Origin of the sequence: Psychrobacter sp. Choline-02u-9, from assembly GCF_002836505.1 — a bacterium.
Taxonomy (GTDB): domain Bacteria; phylum Pseudomonadota; class Gammaproteobacteria; order Pseudomonadales; family Moraxellaceae; genus Psychrobacter.
On the sequence record NZ_PJBF01000041.1, the window covers coordinates 127,189 to 147,872 of the forward strand.

The window sequence follows — 20,684 nt, forward strand, 5'->3', positions numbered from 1 at the left end:
AAGTTATTCACGTGAATAGCTTGCAATAAACGCAGGAATCCTTAGAATAACGGCTTGTTTTCCTTACAAATCAAGCCGTTTTTTATGTCTATTGATTCTTCCGTTTTACCTTCTTCCTCGACTTTGTCTGACCATCCATTGTTGCAGTCATTAAATATCGGTGGCCTGACGATTGAAAACCGTTTGATGGTCGCACCGATGGCAGGCGTAACGGACAATCCTTTCCGCCGATTGTGCAAATCATTTGGCGCAGGTCATGCGGTCAGTGAAATGATCATCGCTGATACGGCCCTTTATGCACGCAAAAAATCCTTGTACCGTGCCAATTTTGACAATGAGATTGCGCCTATCTCGGCACAGATAGCAGGTGCTGAGCCGGACAAACTGGCTGAAGCGGCTCGTTATCAAATTGATAATGGCGCACAGATTATCGATATTAATATGGGCTGTCCGGCCAAAAAGGTCTGTCGTAAGCTGGCAGGCTCTGCATTGTTGCAAGATGAGGATTTGGTCGCGCGTTTGCTAGATGCAACGGTCAATGCCGTGGATGCACCTGTCACGCTAAAAACACGTCTAGGGTTTGAGAATGGTCGTGAAAATATCTTACGAGTCGCTAAGCGTGCTGAGCAGGCAGGCATTGCAGCAATTGCTATTCATGGACGTACGCGTGAAGACATGTATACAGGCAATGCACGCTATGAGCTAATACACGAAGTCAAAGAAAGTATCAGTATTCCTGTCATTGCCAATGGCGATATCGACAGCGCACAAAAAGCCCAACACGTCTATGAGATGACAGGCTGTGATGCGGTGATGATTGGGCGTGCTGCACAAGGGCAGCCGTGGATATTTCGCGATATTGAGCACTTTTTGCGTACTGGCGAGCGCCTAGAGGCACCGAGCGTTAGTGAGATAAAAGAGATCGTACTGGCCCATTTGCAAGAGCTCTATGATTTCTATGGGGAGTACTCAGGCTGCCGTATCGCTCGCAAACATATTGCATGGTATACGACAGGTATTCCAAATTCTAACGCCTTTAGACAGGCGATGTATGGTGAAGAAAGTACGGTTGGGCAATTTAAAGTGGTCGAGACTTTTTTGCAGGCGCACGAGTAGTAATCGCTTAAATATTGTTTTATAAATCAGTGCTAGTTATTTCTATGCATCGTTTCTTGATGGCATTTTTGTCCAACAGCTATGCTTTATCAATTGGCACAGTATGATTGTCAGTATCAGACTGTTTGTCAGGCACAGGTTTTCTATTTTGCCAAGGGAATCGACCTTCTAGTTCAACTTGTAGCGATAAGCTTAAAAAGGTTCGAATCAGTACGATGAAACCTAGCACCAGTACGCTGCGTAGCGATGGCTCGGTGACGACAGTAGCCACGATATCAGCGGCAATCAGTACTTCTAACCCCAACAATATAGATTTGCCTACGGTCTGTCTGATCTCGACGTAGGTATCATTGTTGAAGTGCCTCGACGCTCGAAAAGCTTTATACAAGGCAAGAAATAGCCCAAAAAACATAATGAGGACGCCAATGACTTCGATCATTTTGGCAATTAAGTCGATATAGTGAGTTAGTGTGTCTATCAAAGTAGATACTCCTCATAATTAATCAGAAAAAAAGCTTAACACTTAACACTTAGTACTTAGCATTTAGTAATTAACAATAAGCTAAAAATGTATCTATAAATATCTATGTCGACGACGAAATTTGTAAAAGTCCCGTTAGCTAACGCCCACTATGGTTTTGTTCACTCCATACGACATTTTTTTGCTATGCTATAACCGAATACCAATAACTATAGAATAAACGAAAAGGACTTTTTATGGCCAATCTCTCGAAAAAAGCAATTACCAAAGCCGTCAAAGGCAAGAATATTATCATCACAGGCGCTTCAAGTGGTATCGGTGAGCGCACGGCTTTTTTGCTCAGTGAATGTGGTGCGCATGTTATTTTGCTGGCCCGTACTGAAGATAAGCTAAAAATGGTCAAGGAAAACATCGAAACACTTGGTGGCACGGCCAGTTACTATCCATGTGATCTTACTAATATGGATGAGATTGAAAAAACCAGTGAAAAGATTTTGGCTGACTTTAAACATGTTGATGTACTAGTCAACAATGCAGGACGTTCGATTCGCCGTTCAGTGCATGAGTCGGTCAACCGCTTTCATGACTTTGAACGTACCATGGAGATTAATTATTTTGGCGCGGTCAAAATCATTCTTGGTTTCTTGCCAACGATGATTGGTCGCCAAACCGGTCAAATCGTGAATATATCCTCAATTGGGGTATTGGCTAATAGCCCTCGCTTTTCAGCGTATGTCGCGTCAAAGGCGGCCTTAGATGCATTTAGTCGCTGTTTGGCTGCTGAAGTCAAAGGCGATAATATCAAAGTGACTAATATTTTTATGCCACTTGTGCGTACCCCAATGATTGCGCCAACCAAGCTATATCGTTATATGCCAGCACTGATGCCTGATGAAGCAGCGATGATGGTCGCAAAAGCCATCGTTCATAAGCCAAATAGCATTGCTAGTAATATGGGCAAATTTGCCTCGGCGACTTATTCACTAGTACCAGCCTTTAACGTTGGCGTTCAGTCCATTGGTTATCGAATTTTCCCAAGTTCGACCGCTGCGCAAACGACGGATAGCAAGCCTAACCTTGCTCAGCGTGCCTTTGCCAAAATTCTTCCTGGTGAGCACCACTAGAAACGATTTGTTATCAGGCTCGAATTTGAATAAGAAGGATACTACGGTATCCTTTTTTTATGCCTCAAATACTCTTAAGCAGTATAAAAGCCTTCTTCTCCGTTTATATGTGAAAGACTTAGTTATACGTTAAATAAACCTTTAAAACTTCCGCTGTTAAATTTCCTTTATATCTCTAATTTTCAGGAAGATGAATAAAATTCATCTTATGTTTAAATTGTATCGTTTTTATTCATGTTTAGATTTCGGTATGATTCACCTCATACACAGATTTGGTTTTATCTCAGATAAATAAGGTAGCGGATCACCATGAGTAAAGAATTCAATTGTTCAATTAAGCACATTCGTTTTGACGAAAACTATCAGCCTGCAGATAGCACGCGTTTGACGACTAACTTTGCAAATTTGGCACGCGGCGAGCACCGCCAAGAGAACTTACGCAAAACGTTAACCATGATCAATAACCGCTTTAATGCATTGGCGCATTGGGATAATCTGACAGCAGATCGTTATTCTGTTGAAGTTGATATCATCTCTGTCGATCTAGATATTAAAGGCAATGGTCAGACGTTTCCTATTATCGAAACGCTAAAAACAACGATTGTGGATCACAAAGAAAACAAGCGTATCGACGGTATGGTTGGCAACAGTTTCTCCTCTTACGTGCGTGATTATGATTTTAGTATTGTGTTACCAGAGCATCGCGACAAAAACCTAGCATCCATAACGCCAGATAATTTTGGTGAGTTGCACGGCAAGCTGTTTCAATATTTATTGAATTCAGAGGCTTACAACGCTCATTTTCACAAAAAACCAGTGATTTGCCTGAGCGTGTCAACCAGCAAGACTTACTACCGTACTGTCAATCAGCATCCTGTATTGGGCATTGAGTACAAGCAAGATGAATACTCGTTGACCGACGACTATTTTTATAAAATGGGCTTAACGGTACGTTATTTTAAGCCTGAAGGTAGCGCCGCGCCATTAGCCTTTTATTTTGCAGGGGACTTGCTCAGTGATTACACCGATCTTGAGCTGATTAGTGCAATCAGTACTATGGAGACCTTTCAGAAGATTTACCGTCCTGAGATTTACAACGCCAACTCAAGCGCTGGACAAGTGTATCAACCTAGCCTGAATTACCAAGACTATTCATTGACGCAAGTAGTCTATGACCGCGCTGAACGTAGTCAGATGGCAGTAACCCAAGGCAGATTTACTGAGACGCATTTTATTAAGCCGTATCAAACAATCCTTGAGGAATGGGCTGCAAGCTATGATGTAACAGGCGATACTGCTGAAAAAGAAGCTGCTGAAAAAGAAACGGCTAGGAAGCAAGCCGCTTAACTGAGCATTACTCATCAACATAATAAAAAATAAATTAACTAGAAGATAAATCGTATGAAACTACTATTACCGACGTCTACCGCTGGCAGCTTACCAAAACCGTCTTGGCTAGCAGAACCCGAGAAAATTTGGTCACCTTGGGCTTTAGAGGGCGAGCAGTTGCTTGAAGCCAAGCGAGATGCGCTACGTGTATCATTGCAAGAACAACAGCATGCAGGGATTGATATTGTGAGTGATGGCGAGCAGACCCGTCAGCATTTTGTGACTACGTTCATCGAGCACCTTGATGGTGTTGACTTTGAGAAGCGTGAGACGGTCAAAATTCGTAATCGCTATGATGCGAGCGTGCCATCAGTCGTTGCTGCGGTGAGCCGTCCGAAGTCCGTGTTTGTTGATGATGCCAAGTTTTTACGCCAGCAAACTGATCAGCCAATCAAATGGGCGTTGCCAGGGCCGATGACGATGATTGATACGTTATATGACGGTCATTATAAAAGCCGTGAAAAATTGGCTTGGGAATTTGCTAAAATCCTGAACCAAGAGGCAAAAGAATTAGAAGCGGCTGGCGTCGATATTATCCAGTTTGATGAGCCTGCATTTAACGTGTTCTTTGATGATGTGAACGACTGGGGTATTGCAACTTTAGAGCGTGCCATTGAAGGCCTAAAATGTGAGACAGCTGTCCATATTTGCTACGGCTATGGCATCAAAGCCAATACCGATTGGAAAAAGACACTAGGCTCAGAGTGGCGCGAATACGAAAAAGCGTTCCCTAAATTGCAACAGTCGAAAATCGATATCATTTCACTGGAGTGTCAAAACTCACGTGTACCTATGGATCTGATTGAGCTGATTCGCGGTAAAAAAGTGATGGTCGGTGCCATTGATGTGGCAACCAACACTATCGAGACAGCAGAAGAAGTGGCAGATACGCTACGCAAAGCGCTACAATTTGTCGATGCCGATAAGCTGTATCCTGCCACTAACTGCGGCATGGCACCTTTATCTCGCCAAGTCGCACGTGGTAAGCTCGCGGCATTAAGCGCTGGTGCTCAAATCGTTCGTCAAGAACTGACTGCTTAGAGTTTAGCCGTTTAGGAAATTCTATTTAGAGAATTTCCCTTGCAAAACTAAAATTGAAGCACAATTTTTTAACGTTATTTTTTAACGTTTCTCGGGATTGAAGCAATGATTAAAGATAGGATTGACGCGACCGACTTTAGAGATGCCATGTCTTTGCTAACGACTGCGGTCAATGTGGTGACTACAGCAGGCGCGACGGGCATACATGGGTTTACAGCGTCGGCAGTATGTAGTGTCACAGACACACCGCCGACCTTGCTTGTCTGTATGAATCAAACGTCTCGGTCACATGGCTACTTTCTCGAAAATAAGATTCTAACTGTCAATGTATTAGGCGCGCAACATGAGCAGCTGTCCAATGCTTTTGCCTCTAAGCTGTGTTCAGAAGAACGGTTTGCATATGGTTCTTGGACACAATTACAAACAGGCGCTCCTGTATTGGAGGATGCCTTGGTCAGCTTTGATTGTGAGATTGAACAAATTCAAGAAGTCGGCACGCATAGCGTCTTTATGTGCCGCGTTGTCGCTATCAATCAGGCTGAGCCACAAGGCGGAACTGATGAAGGGTTGGTTTATTTTAATCGTGCCTATTCTAGAGTGGGGCAAGTGGAGCTTATTTAATCCGATATCTACAATCCAACACCTAAGCCTATGGGCTATTGCTCGTTCAATATTGAGCAGTCGTTTAACTATAATTATCATCTCATTAAATCTAAATAAGAAGTAACTATCCTGTGGAATTAATAACTTTTTTAATAATAGGGGCGCTAGCAGGATTTGCTGCAGGGCTATTTGGAGTAGGCGGTGGCACTATTATCGTACCACTGCTATTTATTGTCTTTACGCAAATGGGTTACAGTCCTGACAGTATTATGCACTTGGCCTTGGGTACTTCACTAGCGACTATCATCGTTACATCCATAAGCTCGCTCATGGCGCACAATAAGAAAGGCGCAGTCATGTGGCCTGTCTTTAAAAATCTGACGCCAGGTTTAGTAATAGGCTGTTTTTTAGGGGCAGGGATAGCAGGACAGATATCTGGGTTGTATCTTCAGTTGATTGTTGGTGTGTTTTTGCTTTGGGTCGCTTATAAAATGTTTATGGGTGGCAAAAAGAAAGCAGATAGCGATGCTGGTAATGTTCATATAGCTTTGCCTTCAAAGCCTAAGCAATTAGCAGCAGGGGCGGGTATCGGTATTGCTTCTGCTATTTTTGGCATTGGCGGTGGTAGCTTAACCGTACCTTACCTCACGCGTTACGGTGTGGTTATGCAAAAAGCCGTTGGAACCTCAGCCGCATGTGGATTGCCTATCGCCATTGCAGGTGCGCTAGGGTTTATGTTCTTTGGTATGCAAGCTCAAGTCGACGTGCCCAATACGATTGGCTTTGTTCACATCTATGCTTTTTTGGGCATTAGCATGATGAGCTTTTTTACCGCCAAGCTAGGCGCAAAAGTCGCTCACGCATTATCGCCGCAGTTGCTGAAAAAATGCTTTGCAGTACTGTTGACCGTCGTAGGCTGTTACTTTTTATATAAAGGATTGTTCTAAGTGACTTGAGATTAATGGACGCTTGAAAGGATTCAAGGGTAGGTTTTCAATTAGCATACCGACTAGCTACATTCTTAAATTGTAGCTAGTCGGTATGCAGTTTTATAGAAGGTATGTTGATTCAGTCCTTTATTTAGCTAAATCACTTAACCAAATACTCGCCATAATATCCAAAATATTCCTATCATCAAGACAGCAATCACGAGCAATCGTTTTAGCCAATAAGGTAGTAGAGGTTTCTTGTAGCCTAAGTCATTCAACTGACTATCGACACCATCTTGCAGCCCCTTAAACCCTTGACTCTGTTTGGTGGTTTTAACACGGTTTTTTACCAATGGTCCAGGCTCGTCTTCCTCTTGCTCTCTATCAAAGCTGATGGCTTGATTTGGAATGCCTTGTTTACTAGCGATGGTGTTGAGCTTCTGTTGTTGCTTTACTTTCAGCTGGGTCTCATAAGCATCAATTCTACTTTTGGCTTCATCCATACTGATGTTTTCGTCTGCTGCCAAAGTTTTAATAGCCATTACTAGGTTGTTTTTTTCGACCATCATAATGACGTCTCTTGGCAACTTGGTATTGACCGGTTTTGCGCTAGGGTCGGGGTTAAACATGACTGTCCTTATTAGGGCGTATAAGTGCGAATGAGTTATATGCTCATTATAACCATGTTAGACAAGCAAGATTCAAGCAAAAAAATACCGCGGCCACCATGGTGACTGCGGTATTTTCTTATTTATCGTTATTGGCATTTTTGCCAATATTTGATAATTATAGATCTTTCCAGCGTTGGATAGACTCTTTGATAACTTCTTTCGCTTCGGCGACATCACCCCAAGATTCAACAACCGTCGTACCAGCTTTTTTCAGGTCTTTGTAATGACTGAAATGGAACTCTAATTGGTTGATCAACTGTTTTGGTAGGTCTTCTAAGCTGTTGTAAGCATTGCCTGTGTCACGGTCATCAGCAGGGACAACAACGATTTTATCATCTACTTCGCCATCATCAACAAACTTCATCACGCCGATAACTTTTGCTTTTAAGAAAATACCAGTCGGTAGTGGCTGTTCAGTCAATAGCAATACGTCAAGCTCATCACCGTCTTCGTCAAGTGTTTGTGGGATGAAGCCATAGTTACAAGGTTTGGCAAAAATCTGTGGGTCAATACGGTCAAGCTCAAATACTGCTAATTCGCGATTCCACTCAATTTTATGGCTGCTACCAGCTGGGATCTCTACTACTACATTGATGATGCCGCCGTCTACGTCGCCTGCGTCCAAAATTTTGTTAAAATCTGCCATAAAATGCTCCAATTTGCTTTTGTTTTAGATGTTTGAATAAGGGGTTGAGCTAGGGATACAGCAAGGATAATTGCTGCGTCCAATTTGTACTGCATGCGATTATAGCAAGTTTGTACTGAATTTTCTCTTAATGCTTAAGTCTAAGCGTGCAAGATATTATGCAAAAAAAGATTATGCAAAAATAGGTTCAAAATTTACTTAGGTGCGATAGCTCGTAACTCAATCAGACCAGCATGGCGCTTGGCGATGTTATCAATAAGTTTTTGAGTGACTGTCTCATAGCTGAATGAATCGCTCATTTGCTGTTCAGTCTGCGCATCTGGCTCAGTTTGCTCTGAATCTGTCTGCATGGCTACAAAGTCAGACAATCGCAACATTTGCATGCCAGCATAGCCACAAGGATTGATGGCGTTAAATGAAGATAGGTCACAATTTAAATTAATCGCAATACCATGGTAGCTAAAGCCATGCTTAATCTTAAAGCCTAGCGAGGCCATTTTGCCCAGCATAATCTTATTATCAAGAGAGTTGTCATCTGTAGAGGTGCTGTCATCTGTTGCAGCAGTATCTGCATATAAGTAGACACCTGGGGCATCGCGGCGTGCATGAGCACTGATATTATCACTATTAGATGGTGAGCTACTCAAACAGTCATTGATGACGTCTTCTATCGCTTGCTCAGCATGGGAAACGAGATTGCGTACACTCCATTTGAGACTGTCTAAGTCAAACAACCAATAGATAACCAGCTGCCCATGACCGTGCCATGTCACCTGACCACCGCGATCGGTCTTGATGATAGGCGTGTCAGTACGCTGTAATATATGCTCTTCTTTGCCTGCCTGTCCCAGCGTGTAGACGTCGTTATGATCGACAATCCACAATTCATCAGGCGTACGCAGCCCTTGTTGTTTTTTTAGATCGATACGTTCGAGGGTGCGTGCCAGCATCGCATCGAGAGTAGGGACATAATCGGCGGCTGAGAGAGATTTGCTGACAAGCGTGTCATTAAGGGGTTGTGTGTCATTTTGCATGAGAGTATCTGTCTTATTATTATCAAGTTTAAAATAAATAATGCTCATCGGTAGTGTAGCAGTTTTGGCGACTATCGCCCAAAGATATATACTGGCGCAATGTCTGTAAATGGCGTAAATGCTAATAGAAAACAGCTAGCAATTGATGATGAAATAATAGGTATAGAACAGTGGTAAGTCGCTTATAAAGGTACTGCTAGTACAGACGCAGTAGTCAACCAAAGATGCTGTTCATTGCTCAGTCGATGCGCTACATTAAAGTGTGATGAATGGAATCTGATGAAATTTATAGTCAGAGTAGGTTATCAAAGAGTGCACCTGACTAGAAAGATAGAGCCTCTAACCCAATATAGTATAGTGACTACAAACCTTATGACTATTACTATGATTATGACAAGGAAGACAAATGACAGATAGCAACCAAAGCGCCCATGAGCAGGCAGTGACCGAGACCGGTTTTGCGCTGCAGCGTGTGCCTGAAGCCCTAAGTACGGCGACGACTATCGATGAGATGAAAGCGCAATTTTCGCGCTTGCAAATGTTAAGCCGTACCCAGCCAATCAATGATTGGGGCACTCGTACGATGCAGCTAGACAATCTAGAAGTGATGCTTAGTGACAACCAAGAGAGTTTTGCAAAGGCGATTAGTGCAGACTTTGGCTATCGTAGCCAGTCAGAGACTCAGTTCGCTGAGTTGTTTCCTAGCTTTACCGGTATCAGCCACGCCAAGAAACACGGCAAAAAATGGATGAAAGCCCATCGTGCGCCTATTTCAGCGCTATATATGCCAGCCCATAATGAAATTCAGCCTCAGCCATTGGGTGTGGTCGGTATCATGGTACCTTGGAACTATCCATTATTTTTAGCAATTGGCCCGATGATTGATGCACTCACCGCGGGCAACCGCATCATGGTCAAGATGAGTGAAGCTGCGCCGCAATTTGCAAAGACGTTTGCTGACGCCATTGCTCGTTATTTTTCGCCAGATATGATTTGTGTGGTGCTCGGTGAAGTTGAGATTGCCGCCGCCTTTAGTGAGCTACCATTTGACCATCTGCTATATACCGGATCGACTGCGGTGGGCAAAAAGGTAATGGCTGCCGCTGCGCCCAATTTAACACCAGTGACGCTTGAGCTTGGTGGTAAATCACCTGTAATCGTACTAGATGATGCCAATCTAGAGTCTGTTGTCAATCGAGTGATGATGGGTAAGACACTAAATGCTGGGCAGACGTGTATTGCTCCAGATTATGTCTTGATTCATCGTCAATACCATGACCAGTTTATCCAACTCGCAAAAGAGTGGATGACCAAGCATTATCCTGATATCGAAGAAAACCCAGATTATTCTCGCATTATTAATGGTGAGCAGTTCAAACGGGTAAAAGGCTATCTAGATGCGCTAACAGGCGGCGAGTTACATGCGTTAACTGCCGTTGAATCTAATATAGAGACCCGTTTAATGCCGCCAGTCATCGTCAGCGAGCCTGAGCCTGACAGCGACCTCATGCAAAATGAGATTTTTGCCCCGATTTTGCCGCTGATGCATTATGAGACGCTTGATGATGCCATTTACTTTGTGAACTCGCGTCCACGGCCATTGGCACTATATGTGTTTAGTGACAATTACAGCAGTATCGAAAACGTGCGTAACAATACGGTCTCGGGTGGCTTATGTATCAACGAAGTTTTGATACATGTGGCTCAGCACGACTTGCCGTTTGGTGGCGTGGGTGACTCTGGTACTGGTGCGTACCATGGTAAGGCTGGCTTTGAACGTCTCAGCCATATGAAGCCGATTTTTGTCCAAACTAAGCTCAATGGCTTGAATTTATTATTGCCGCCTTATGGTGGACTGTTTAAAAAGGCGATGGCGCTGTTTTTGAAATAACAATTCTTGAGTTAGACATTTTATAGTAGCTATAGAAATTAATAGTGACCTTTTTAATCGATACCATAACCAATAGCACCTATCCAGATAGGTGCTATTTTTTTATCTAAAATACCAATTTACAAATATAGATTTCTAAAATTAAGAGCGACTTTTCATAAGAGCTTTATCAAAATTATCGTAAATTTATCTAATGCGTTAATCGACAAATAAGCGTTTGTCATCACTTCTATAAATCGCTACACTTTGTAGTAAGTCTAAACAACAGTAGATAGTAGCTGAATGGTCTAGAGCCAGCATTGGTAAACTTGATATAGACCTTTCAGCTGTTTTTTAGTTCTATTGTTTTGATAGTGATTTCATGCCGATACAACATAATAATAGGAAAGAGTATGCGCCAATGGATTGCATTAAGCTTACTGTGGATGAGCGCGATACTATTGCCTGTATCGGCGTCTGCAGCCTGCAACTCGCCGATTAAATTTGGGGCGCTAACCTGGGAGAGTGGGCAATTTACCTCCGGCGTACTCAAATATATCGTAGAAGACGGATACGGCTGCACAGTAGAAGAAGTACCAGGAGCAGGGCCTGCACTTGATACAGCGCTCTCACAGAATGACATTCAGGTCATCGGGGAGCAGTGGGTTGGCCGTTCGCCAATCATGGAAAAAGCCATTGAGCAAAATAAAGTGGCCATCATCGGCGATACGCTAAAAGGTGGTGCAACTCAAGGCTGGTATGTCCCGCGATACGTCTTGGAAGAGAATCCAGGACTTCGCAGCTATCAAGATCTGCCTAAATATACGGAGCTATTTAAAGACCCTGAAGATCCTGGTAGATCACGTTTTATGAACTGTCCCTCTGGTTGGACGTGTGAGATTTTTAACACACGTTTGCTAAAAACCACCGGTCTAGACAGCCTTTTCAACAACGCACACCCTGGTACAGGTGCTGCTCTTGATGCCGAAATTGCCTCCGCTTTTGAACAGCATAAGCCACTGTTGTTTTACTACTGGCAACCCACTGGGCTAATGGCAAAATATGACCTTGCGCCATTAGAGTTCCCAGCTTATGAGGATGCTTGTTGGCAAAATCTGCTGCTCGCTGATGGTAAGATGTATTGCGTGTCAGGATTCCCAGTATCGCCGTTAGGTATTGCCGTTTCTACCCCGTTTGTCGAATCCAATCCCGAACTAGCAGCTGTCTTTGAAAAGATGCAATTTACCTCTGATGAGCTCAACGGTGCTATCTTGGAGATGAGCGAAAGTAAACGCACTGGCGATGAGCAAGCCATGGTGTTTTTGCGTGACAACCCAGAGGTTTGGCAAGCATGGTTATCCGATGAGGCCGCTACCAACCTCGCTACCAAGTTAGGCCTTAGCTCAACGGGTGCTGTCTCTACAACTGCATCTAATATCAATGCGTCAGCGCTCGCCTCAAGCTTTCCTTCATGGTCGCTTGAGACCCCACTCAATAATGCCTTAGCAAATGTGGTCCAAAACTATGGTGATGTATTTCGTACTATTAGCACAATGGCGCTTACTTACCTGCTATTACCTATTGAACGATTATTAACGGTTGTCCCGCCTTGGCTTATTATTGCATTTGTGACTGTGCTTGGCTGGTTTGGTGTCCGCAAGATTTGGTTCGCGCTGGCATGTGGTGCAGGGTTGTTTTTGATTGGTGCTTTTGGCTTATGGGGCGCATTAATTGACACTCTAGCGCTGCTTATCGTATCGGTACTGGTCACGGTGGTGATTGGTATTCCTATTGGTATCGCTATGTCAGGTAGCAAACTGCTACGCAAGACTGTGACGCCAGTGTTAGATATCATGCAGACCATGCCGAGTTTTGTATATCTCATACCAGTGCTGATGTTGTTTGGTATTGGTAAAGTGCCTGCGTTATTCGCGACTGTGATTTATGCGCTGCCACCCTTGATTCGTCTGACGACGTTAGGGATTACACAAGTCAATCATGAAATGGTCGAAGCAGGACGATCCTTTGGTAGTACGCATTTACAGCTACTTCTTTGGATTAAATTGCCACAAGCGTTGCCCAGTATTATGGCAGGTATCAATCAGGCCGTAATGATGTCACTTGCCATGGTGGTATTGGCCTCAATGATTGGTGCTCCTGGTCTTGGTGAAGATGTGTTGCAGTCTATCCAAACGCTCAATATCGGTCAGGGCCTACAAGCAGGTACGGCCATCGTTATCGTTGCCATTATCATTGATCGTATTACGCAAGCATTTGGTCAAGGTAAGCGTACCCGTCAAAAAAACATCGAAGCAGGCAGACGTCCGATTGGGTAGAAGGTTGTGTAATGGTGGCATATGACTGAAACCATGGTAATCGACCGAAGCCCTGATAATAAAAACCACGTGAATAGTGAGAGCACCGATGAATCATATTCAACTAAAAAATATCAGTAAGATTTATAATGCCAGTAGCACGCAAGCACAGTCTGCATTGGCATTGCTGGCTGAGGGTATGGATAGCATCAAAGTAAAAGAGCAAACGGGCTATTCAGTTGGTCTGTATGATATCAATCTAGATATTAAGGCAGGCGAGTTGCATTGCATCATGGGTCTATCAGGCTCTGGCAAGTCAACGCTGATACGCCATATTAACCGCTTGATAGATCCAACCAGTGGTGAGATATGGGTAGATACTGCTCTGAATAGAGACCATGCGACCCACAAGATGGCTGATAGGCAATCAGCGACAGATAATGTAAATACGGTAGTAGAAGAAAGTTCTGCTACGGCTATTAACATTTTAGCGCTCAACGATAAGCAGTTGCAGCATTATCGTCAGCAGACCGTCAGTATGGTCTTTCAGCACTTTGGCCTCGTGCCACACATGACAGTTATGCAAAACGTCGCTTATGGTCTACGCGTGCGAAAAATGAGTACCAAAGATCGCCACGAAATTGCACGGTATTGGCTAAATGAGGTTGGGCTACCTAGTCTGGAGCATAGCTATCCTGACGAGCTGTCGGGAGGCATGCAGCAGCGTGTGGGTCTGGCGCGTGCTTTGGCCACTGACAATCCAATTTTGCTAATGGATGAAGCGTTCTCTGCACTTGATCCGCTCATTCGCGCTCAGTTGCAAGACCAACTACTCGAATTACAAGATCGATTGAACAAGACCATTGTATTTATTACCCATGACATCGATGAAGCTGTCAAAGTAGGTCAGCGTATCAGTATGCTAAATGGCGGTCGACTCATACAAACGGGGACGCCAAGCGAGTTGCGGCATAATCCTGCTGATGATTATGTGGAGCAGTTTATGAGTGCAAAAGCGTAAGCCGTGTTAACTATCCATGAATAGGTTGTCTGGATAGACTTATACGTTATTTTTATAAATGGTTTAAATAATCGTAATTATTTTGCTGGCATTTCGACGTCATTTTTCTGCAATCAAAAGTGAACTCTGAAATAAATACCAAATTTCGTTATACTGAACGGCTTATCGATGGCTCATAATGAATGAGCGTGTATTGTTTATCGTCCACATATGATGTCGCTTTGTCTATCAAATGACGTTTGTTTCTTATTTTGCACTTTTAAGGCCATAGCATGACCGTTTCTTATGCACCTATTATTACTTCATTGCTTGATAATGATTTGTACAAATTTACGATGTTACAAGCCATGCTGCATCAGTTCCCGCAAACCCATGGTGTTTATCGCTTTCGCTGCCGTAATAACAAAGATGCAGCCTATCCGTTGGCTGATATCCAAAAAGATCTAGAGCAGCAACTAGACAGCTTATGCGAATTGCGATTTTTGCCAGATGAGCTCGAGTACTTGCGTAGCTTACGCTTTATTCGCTCAGATTTCGTTGACTATCTAGAATTGTTTAAGCTAAAGCGTCGTTTTATTACGGTAAGTACAGACGATAAAGGTCGCCTGTTTATCGATATCGAAGGGCCGATGATTCAAGCGATGTTCTTTGAAGTATTTGTACTGGCTATTGTCAATGAGCTGTATTTTAATGCGCTATCTAATGACAGCGTGATTGAAGAAGGACAACGTCGCCTCGATGCAAAAGTAGCGCTATTACATCAATATGCCGAAAAGCAAACCCAGTACGGTCAGTATACACCGCCATTTATCGTCGCTGATTTTGGCACGCGTAGACGCTTTAGTCGACGCTGGCAAGCACATGTCGTAGAGACACTACATAAAGCCGAGCCAAAGATAGTTGGTGGTACATCAAACGTATATTTGGCCAAGCAATTAGGAATGACGCCAATAGGCACCATGGCGCACGAGTTTATGCAGGCGTTTCAAGCATTAGATGTGCGTCTGCGAGATTCACAAAAGGCCGCGCTTGAAGCGTGGGTGCATGAGTATCGTGGCGACTTAGGTATTGCATTGACAGACGTAGTCGGCATGGATGCGTTCTTACGTGATTTCGATTTGTATTTTGCTAAACTATTCGACGGTCTGCGTCATGATAGCGGCGACCCTTACATCTGGGGCGATAAGGCGATTGCCCATTATGAGAAGCTAAAGATAGACCCAAAGACAAAGATTTTGACTTTTAGCGATGGGTTAGATTTAGAGAAGGCGTGGGAGCTGCATCAATACTTTAAAGGTCGCATTAGAACCAGTTTCGGCATCGGCACCAATCTGACCAATGATATGGGCATTACGCCGATTAATATCGTGCTTAAGTTGGTAGAGTGCAATGGTCAGCCAGTCGCCAAGCTGTCTGATAGCCCAGGCAAGACCATGATTAATAACGACACGTATCTTGCCTACCTGCGCCAAGTCTTTGAAGTTGACGAACCAGAATAAACCGAATATCAAACTGTTGCATTGCCAAATGTGCCAAATAAGATTGATGCGCTTGGTTTGACCAATCAGCTGCTATCTAGTGGCTGATTTTTATTTAACTATCAACACTGCTAGTAGATTTTTCTTCGGCAAAGGCGGCATCCAATGCTTGCTGTACAGCATTGATACGAGTCTCGCAAACGCGATAAGCGGCAATAGACTCTTCAACCGTTGTCATTAGATTATCAATATCAGGCTCATCTTGTTGCTGTAGTTCAGCCGCATTGGTTTTTAAAATATCATAAGCCGCCTTAAAGGTTTTTGGGGCGGCTTTTTTGCGTCGACGAGTAGGGGTAGTCATAAAATTTCCTAATTTTTAAAGATAAGTAGATGAGTAATCTGTAGATATTATTATGTGGTTAAGTTAGAGCGCCTGAGGTTTCCGTTGCTTCTTTATCCATAGTGACATCGATAATCTGCGCTTTTGCGTTGCCATCTTTTAAAATGATATTGACGGTTTGCTCAGGATAGAGTTGGGTACTACTAGTGAGTATTTGCTTGTTTTTAGCATCCGTGAGCATGGTGTAGCCCTGCTTGAGTACGCGAGACGGTCGATGTAATAGCACAATATCACGTAGATGTTCGCTATCACGCTGTGCTTGCACAATTTGCTGCTGTGCGTTTTGCATGATTGACTCTTGATGACTTTTGCTATTGGTAGCGGCTTTTGCGAGCTGTTGATGCGCCAAGGTTTGCGTTTGTGTGTATCGCTCAGCTGTCAGTCTGATAGCTTGCTTTACTTGACGCTGGGCACTTTGCTGAATACTGCGCCATGCATAATCACTGTCTTTTCGTAGAGCGGTTAGTTGGCCAATCGTTTGCGACTGTATTTGGCTTAATTGGCGTGCGGTTTGTTGCTCGGCAGTATTCAATTGACGCTGTGCCGCTTGCTTGATTTGAGCTTGATATTGTAGCGTCTGAGTGACGAGCTGGGCCAAGTGGCTATGGATAGCAGCAATCACCTTTGAGGGTGTATCAAAGCTAGTATGTGCCACTTCATCTAAGATGACCTTGTCACGCTCATGACCGATGCCCACCCAGACAGGAATAGGCTGCTCAGCAACCAAAGCTGCCAGCTCATAATCATTGAGATAAGCTAAGTCGCCAACCGCACCGCCGCCGCGAATAATAACCAACAAGTCTGGTAGACGCTGATAAATTTCATAAAACTGCTGCTGGGCGCTAACGATGGCTTGACGGATTTCAGCGGGCGCATGATTGCCTTGAAAAGTCGCATTATGATAGTGGAAGTGACACGCACCTGTACTAGCTAAGCGATTGGCATCTGCTTGAAAATCGCCTAAACCAGCCGCCTTTTCAGGGGCGATGACCAGCACATGCTCAATATCAAAAGGAGCAGGTAACTGCTGATTGAGATGTAAGAGCCCTTCGCCTGTTAAGCGGTCAACCATTTCTGCATATTGCCGTGCCAAGTCGCCTAGTGTATAACTGGGGTCGATATCTTCAATCGTGATTGAAAAGCCGTACTGGGCATGGAACCCTGCCGATACTTTAAGGAGTACGGTCAAATCACGCTCAAGCGGCATACCAGTCGCGCGTTCAAACTTAGCTAATACACGCGCAGCTTTAAAACGCCATAGATTGCCACGGCAGCTAGCGACCACTTTGCCATCGTCATCTTTTTCTGCCAGTTCAAAGTAGTAATGACCACCTTTACTCGACAGATTACGAATTTCAGCTTTTACCCAGACACGGTGATCAAAAGTTTGTTTGATGACCATCTCAACCGCTGATAAATAATCACTTAGGCGTAGAACCGTATCCTCTAGATGGTCTTCCTGCTCAGCGAGTTCCGCCTCTAGAGTGGCCAAATCTTTGGCAGGTGCTAATACTTTGGCTTGTTTAATATTTGAAAGATTGGGTTTACGCATAATATTAGACCAAAGATAATGAAAATATAAAGACTGACGAGGATGTGCTGAATACGATAGAGGATAGTTTAACTTAAAAAGGAGAGTACAAAAAGCGAAGCCAACAAGCTTTGATTGATATATTATCTATATCGCAGTTTGTTGGCTGTTTAATCAGAGGGCGATTGTATGTCACTTAATGTTAGCGATTAGATCGTAAACCTGTTTGCGTCTAAAAGAGATTGTCGTGTAGAGAAAAGTAGATAGATATTTTTAGCTAGATATAGTCGGTTCGAGATAATTCAGATACAAGGAAGGCAAGTGAAAGTGCTACAAATAATAGACTGAGTGAGCCTGACACTGTATCTGATTTATATGGTATTGACGATATTTATTGGCAACGGAAGTTAATGGTGTATTCGTAATCATCGCTGCGTGACAAATCTGGTGTACCCGTGCCAAATATCGAGCCAACAACAGCACCTACTTGACCAACCATACGGCCAGTACGCTCGTTTAAGATGCCATTATATTTTACATTATCATCAACGATAATCACTTGCTTGCTTCGACAGGTTTTTTGAGCACTATCGATCGCATTTTGTTGTGCCTTGACTTTGGTGTCAGCGATACCTGTTGTCTCATAGATAGAATTGGCACGCTGAATCACGGGTGAAGAAGGTGTACTTTGACAGGCGCTCAAAGCAAGTGCAGCCACTAACGTTGCCGTCAAACTGGCAGTTTTATTACAAGTATTCATAAATAATTCCTGATTTATATAAACAGAACGTCTTAGCTATAGGCAAAGCTTTATGAATGTAGCTTATCTAGATATTACCTGTCTAGACAGTTATTGTGTGCTGTATTACGGGTATATTGCCGATGAACCTTGCACTGAATATAAATCAATTTGCAACCTCAAGAACAGCAATATTGCAAAACTACAGACAACCGTTATTGACCAAAAATAAAACAAGTCGCATCCGTACACAGCAAATCACTTGAAATATAAATTGTATCTAGGATAATTGAGCCATTCATTTTTTATTAATAAGTAATACTATGCAATTAATTCCTGCTCCTGCTGGCGTGCTCGAGGTTGACGCACTGTGGCAAAATGACAATCCTAATGATCCAAATACAGACACGGTGGCGCTGCTGTGCCATCCTAATCCGTTGTTTGATGGTACGATGAATAACAAAGTGGTCACCACTATGTATCGCTTTGCCCGTGACAACGGTATGCATGTGGTGCGCTTTAACTTTCGCGGCGTTGGTCAATCGACAGGCGAGCATGATTACGCGGAAGGTGAAGTGGTCGATGCAATGACCGTGCTACAATGGATTGCTGAACAAACCAATGCTCGAAAGCTATGGCTAGGTGGTTTTTCTTTTGGTGGCTATGTCACAGCACGCGTGGCTGAACAAGTGCTTGAGGCCGCACATATATGGGGGCTGGGTGACTTTGAAGTGACGAAAATTGCCCTTATCGCACCATCAGTCGAAAAAAATGACAGTACTGATATTAGTCTGCCTGCGGATAGAACTTTTGAGATTTATGGTAATGCGGATGAGGTGATTGAACCTGATAATATGCAGGAATTTGCAGACCGATTAGGCATTGAAGTCAGCGTGGTCGATGGCGCGGGTCATTTCTTCCATGGTCGCTTATCAGAGCTCAAAGGTTTATTAGACAAGCATAGCTTTGGGCAGAATAGCTAATTTATTTGTTACCTAGCTCAGCTTCATAGTTTTCGTTTTGATATGGTTTAGCATGGCTTGCTTGCTAGCACCAGCGTTATGCTAAATTATCTTATTATTTTGATATTTATTTAATCCAACGATGAGTCGTATTATGAGTTTATCTCCATTGCAACGTTACGAGAAAGCCGTCAGTACAGATGAGTTTACTCGGGATGAGCAGCAATTTCAGGCCATGAGCTATCTTGATGAGATATACCATCAGCTCATCAATAGTGCACCGCAAAAAAAAGGTTTTTTTGGCTTTTTAAAATCCAAACCTGCCGCACCAACGGGTCTTTATATGTGGGGCGGTGTTGGCCGCGGTAAAACGTGGATGATGGATATGTTTTATGACTCGTTGACCATCGAGCGCAAGATGCGTCTGCATTTCCATCATTTTATGCAGCGTGTCCATAGAGAGCTTAACAAACTACAAGGTGAGAGCGATCCACTCGAAAAAGTCGCTGATATTATTTATAAAGAAGCGGTTATCATCTGTTTTGATGAGTTTTTTGTTTCTAATGTCTCTGATGCCATGATATTAGGCGATTTGTTCACTATGCTGTTCAATCGCGGTATAACTTTGGTTGCTACCTCAAACATTGAGCCAGCTGGATTGTATAAAGATGGCTTACATCGTGACCGTTTTATGCCTGCCATTGCGGAAGTTGAGCGTCATACGACGGTAATGAATATCGACTCGGGAATTGATTATCGTCTGCGCGTATTGCAACAAGCTGAGCTATACGAAGCGCCACTTACTAAGGCGAACTATCATTGGTTAGCCAACCGTTTTGCGAGCTTGTCGAATAATCAGAAAATCAGTAAAGAGCCCATTACTATCAATGGACGAGAAGTAAAAATCAACGCTTGTACCGAAGATATCCTATTCTGTGACTTCCGTCATCTCTGTATGGCGCCGCGATCAGCCGCTGATTTTATTGAGCTTGCCAAACGATTTAGTACTGTTTTAGTTGACTCCGTGCCAGCGCTAGATGACGACTTGCGTGATCCAACGCGCCGTTTCATTTATCTCGTCGATGAATTTTATGATCGCCGTGTAAAACTATTGGTACGGGCAGAGCAGCCGATTCTAGACTTGTACCAAGGAGAAAAATTGGCGTTTGAGATTGAACGTACTCGCTCACGTCTGCTTGAGATGCAGTCAGAGGACTATCTACGCATGGACCACCGAGTCGAAGATGTTGCGTAGTTTATCGCTGAGTTGAGACTGCCTATGTGTAGCTCTCAACTGCTCTATAGCGGTTAAAAAATAAGAAAGTGATATTATA

General features: G+C 43.5%; 19 protein-coding genes. 12 read left to right on the top strand and 7 right to left on the bottom strand.

Annotated elements, in window-relative coordinates; all coding sequences use genetic code 11:
- Positions 1-84: 84 nt before the first annotated feature.
- The gene (gene dusB / locus CXF69_RS03130; RefSeq protein ID WP_102077968.1) at positions 85-1,116 is read left to right on the top strand and encodes a tRNA dihydrouridine synthase DusB; all 1,032 of its coding nucleotides are present in this window, start codon (positions 85-87) and stop codon (positions 1,114-1,116) included.
- A 79-nt stretch (positions 1,117-1,195) separates the two neighbouring features.
- Here the strand turns inward: dusB and CXF69_RS03135 are convergent, their stop codons facing one another.
- Entirely contained in the window at positions 1,196-1,597 is a 402-nt protein-coding gene (locus tag CXF69_RS03135) for a DUF1622 domain-containing protein (RefSeq protein ID WP_219621247.1), read from the bottom strand.
- 236 nt (positions 1,598-1,833) lie between these two features.
- Between CXF69_RS03135 and CXF69_RS03140 the strand changes: the two genes are divergently transcribed.
- The 5 genes from CXF69_RS03140 to CXF69_RS03160 all read left to right on the top strand — a co-directional run bounded on the left by CXF69_RS03140 (position 1,834) and on the right by CXF69_RS03160 (position 6,701).
- On the top strand, positions 1,834-2,721 hold the full coding sequence (locus CXF69_RS03140) for an SDR family NAD(P)-dependent oxidoreductase (RefSeq protein ID WP_102077967.1): 888 nt from the start codon (positions 1,834-1,836) through the stop codon (positions 2,719-2,721).
- 309 nt (positions 2,722-3,030) lie between these two features.
- On the top strand, positions 3,031-4,068 hold the full coding sequence (locus tag CXF69_RS03145) for a DUF1852 domain-containing protein (protein WP_102077966.1): 1,038 nt from the start codon (positions 3,031-3,033) through the stop codon (positions 4,066-4,068).
- Between the two features lie 54 nt (positions 4,069-4,122).
- Positions 4,123-5,151 (top strand): methionine synthase, encoded by a 1,029-nt coding sequence (locus CXF69_RS03150; protein ID WP_102077965.1) that lies wholly within the window; start codon positions 4,123-4,125, stop codon positions 5,149-5,151.
- Positions 5,152-5,256: 105 nt separating this feature from the next.
- Positions 5,257-5,772, top strand: coding sequence for a flavin reductase (locus tag CXF69_RS03155; RefSeq protein ID WP_102077964.1), 516 nt, complete (start codon positions 5,257-5,259; stop codon positions 5,770-5,772).
- 113 nt (positions 5,773-5,885) lie between these two features.
- Positions 5,886-6,701, top strand: coding sequence for a sulfite exporter TauE/SafE family protein (locus tag CXF69_RS03160; protein WP_102077963.1), 816 nt, complete (start codon positions 5,886-5,888; stop codon positions 6,699-6,701).
- 146 nt (positions 6,702-6,847) lie between these two features.
- On the opposite strand, the gene CXF69_RS03165 is transcribed toward CXF69_RS03160, so the two are convergent.
- From CXF69_RS03165 to lipB, 3 genes are all read right to left on the bottom strand, one after another.
- Positions 6,848-7,312: a hypothetical protein gene (locus CXF69_RS03165; RefSeq protein WP_101205393.1), complete on the bottom strand. Its 465-nt coding sequence runs from the start codon at positions 7,310-7,312 to the stop codon at positions 6,848-6,850.
- A 157-nt stretch (positions 7,313-7,469) separates the two neighbouring features.
- A complete protein-coding gene (locus CXF69_RS03170) occupies positions 7,470-8,000 on the bottom strand; it encodes an inorganic diphosphatase (protein ID WP_057759479.1) in 531 nt (176 codons plus the stop codon).
- A gap of 194 nt (positions 8,001-8,194) precedes the next feature.
- Positions 8,195-9,034 (bottom strand): lipoyl(octanoyl) transferase LipB, encoded by an 840-nt coding sequence (gene lipB / locus CXF69_RS03175; protein WP_102077980.1) that lies wholly within the window; start codon positions 9,032-9,034, stop codon positions 8,195-8,197.
- Between the two features lie 406 nt (positions 9,035-9,440).
- Here lipB and CXF69_RS03180 point away from each other — a divergent pair, with 406 nt between their 5' ends.
- The 4 genes from CXF69_RS03180 (at position 9,441) to pncB (ending at position 15,739) form a co-directional block, all read left to right on the top strand.
- Entirely contained in the window at positions 9,441-10,925 is a 1,485-nt protein-coding gene (locus CXF69_RS03180; RefSeq protein WP_102077962.1) for a coniferyl aldehyde dehydrogenase, read from the top strand.
- Positions 10,926-11,317: 392 nt separating this feature from the next.
- Positions 11,318-13,240 (top strand): glycine betaine ABC transporter substrate-binding protein, encoded by a 1,923-nt coding sequence (locus CXF69_RS03185; RefSeq protein WP_102077961.1) that lies wholly within the window; start codon positions 11,318-11,320, stop codon positions 13,238-13,240.
- An 88-nt stretch (positions 13,241-13,328) separates the two neighbouring features.
- Positions 13,329-14,240 (top strand): ATP-binding cassette domain-containing protein, encoded by a 912-nt coding sequence (locus CXF69_RS03190; protein WP_102077960.1) that lies wholly within the window; start codon positions 13,329-13,331, stop codon positions 14,238-14,240.
- 272 nt (positions 14,241-14,512) lie between these two features.
- A complete protein-coding gene (gene pncB, locus CXF69_RS03195; protein WP_102077959.1) occupies positions 14,513-15,739 on the top strand; it encodes a nicotinate phosphoribosyltransferase in 1,227 nt (408 codons plus the stop codon).
- A gap of 94 nt (positions 15,740-15,833) precedes the next feature.
- Here the strand turns inward: pncB and xseB are convergent, their stop codons facing one another.
- The 3 genes from xseB to CXF69_RS03210 form a co-directional block, all read right to left on the bottom strand.
- The gene (gene xseB, locus CXF69_RS03200) at positions 15,834-16,079 is read right to left on the bottom strand and encodes an exodeoxyribonuclease VII small subunit (protein WP_101205385.1); all 246 of its coding nucleotides are present in this window, start codon (positions 16,077-16,079) and stop codon (positions 15,834-15,836) included.
- A 58-nt stretch (positions 16,080-16,137) separates the two neighbouring features.
- Positions 16,138-17,670 carry an exodeoxyribonuclease VII large subunit gene (gene xseA / locus CXF69_RS03205; protein WP_102077958.1) on the bottom strand — a complete coding sequence of 511 codons (1,533 nt, stop codon included), beginning with the start codon at positions 17,668-17,670 and terminating at the stop codon, positions 16,138-16,140.
- Between the two features lie 370 nt (positions 17,671-18,040).
- Positions 18,041-18,409, bottom strand: a complete 369-nt coding sequence (locus CXF69_RS03210; RefSeq protein WP_102077957.1) for a hypothetical protein — start codon at positions 18,407-18,409, stop codon at positions 18,041-18,043.
- A gap of 302 nt (positions 18,410-18,711) precedes the next feature.
- Here CXF69_RS03210 and CXF69_RS03215 point away from each other — a divergent pair, with 302 nt between their 5' ends.
- Positions 18,712-19,371, top strand: coding sequence for an alpha/beta hydrolase (locus CXF69_RS03215; protein ID WP_102077956.1), 660 nt, complete (start codon positions 18,712-18,714; stop codon positions 19,369-19,371).
- A gap of 133 nt (positions 19,372-19,504) precedes the next feature.
- Positions 19,505-20,605, top strand: coding sequence for a cell division protein ZapE (zapE, locus tag CXF69_RS03220; RefSeq protein WP_102077955.1), 1,101 nt, complete (start codon positions 19,505-19,507; stop codon positions 20,603-20,605).
- Positions 20,606-20,684 lie beyond the last annotated feature (79 nt).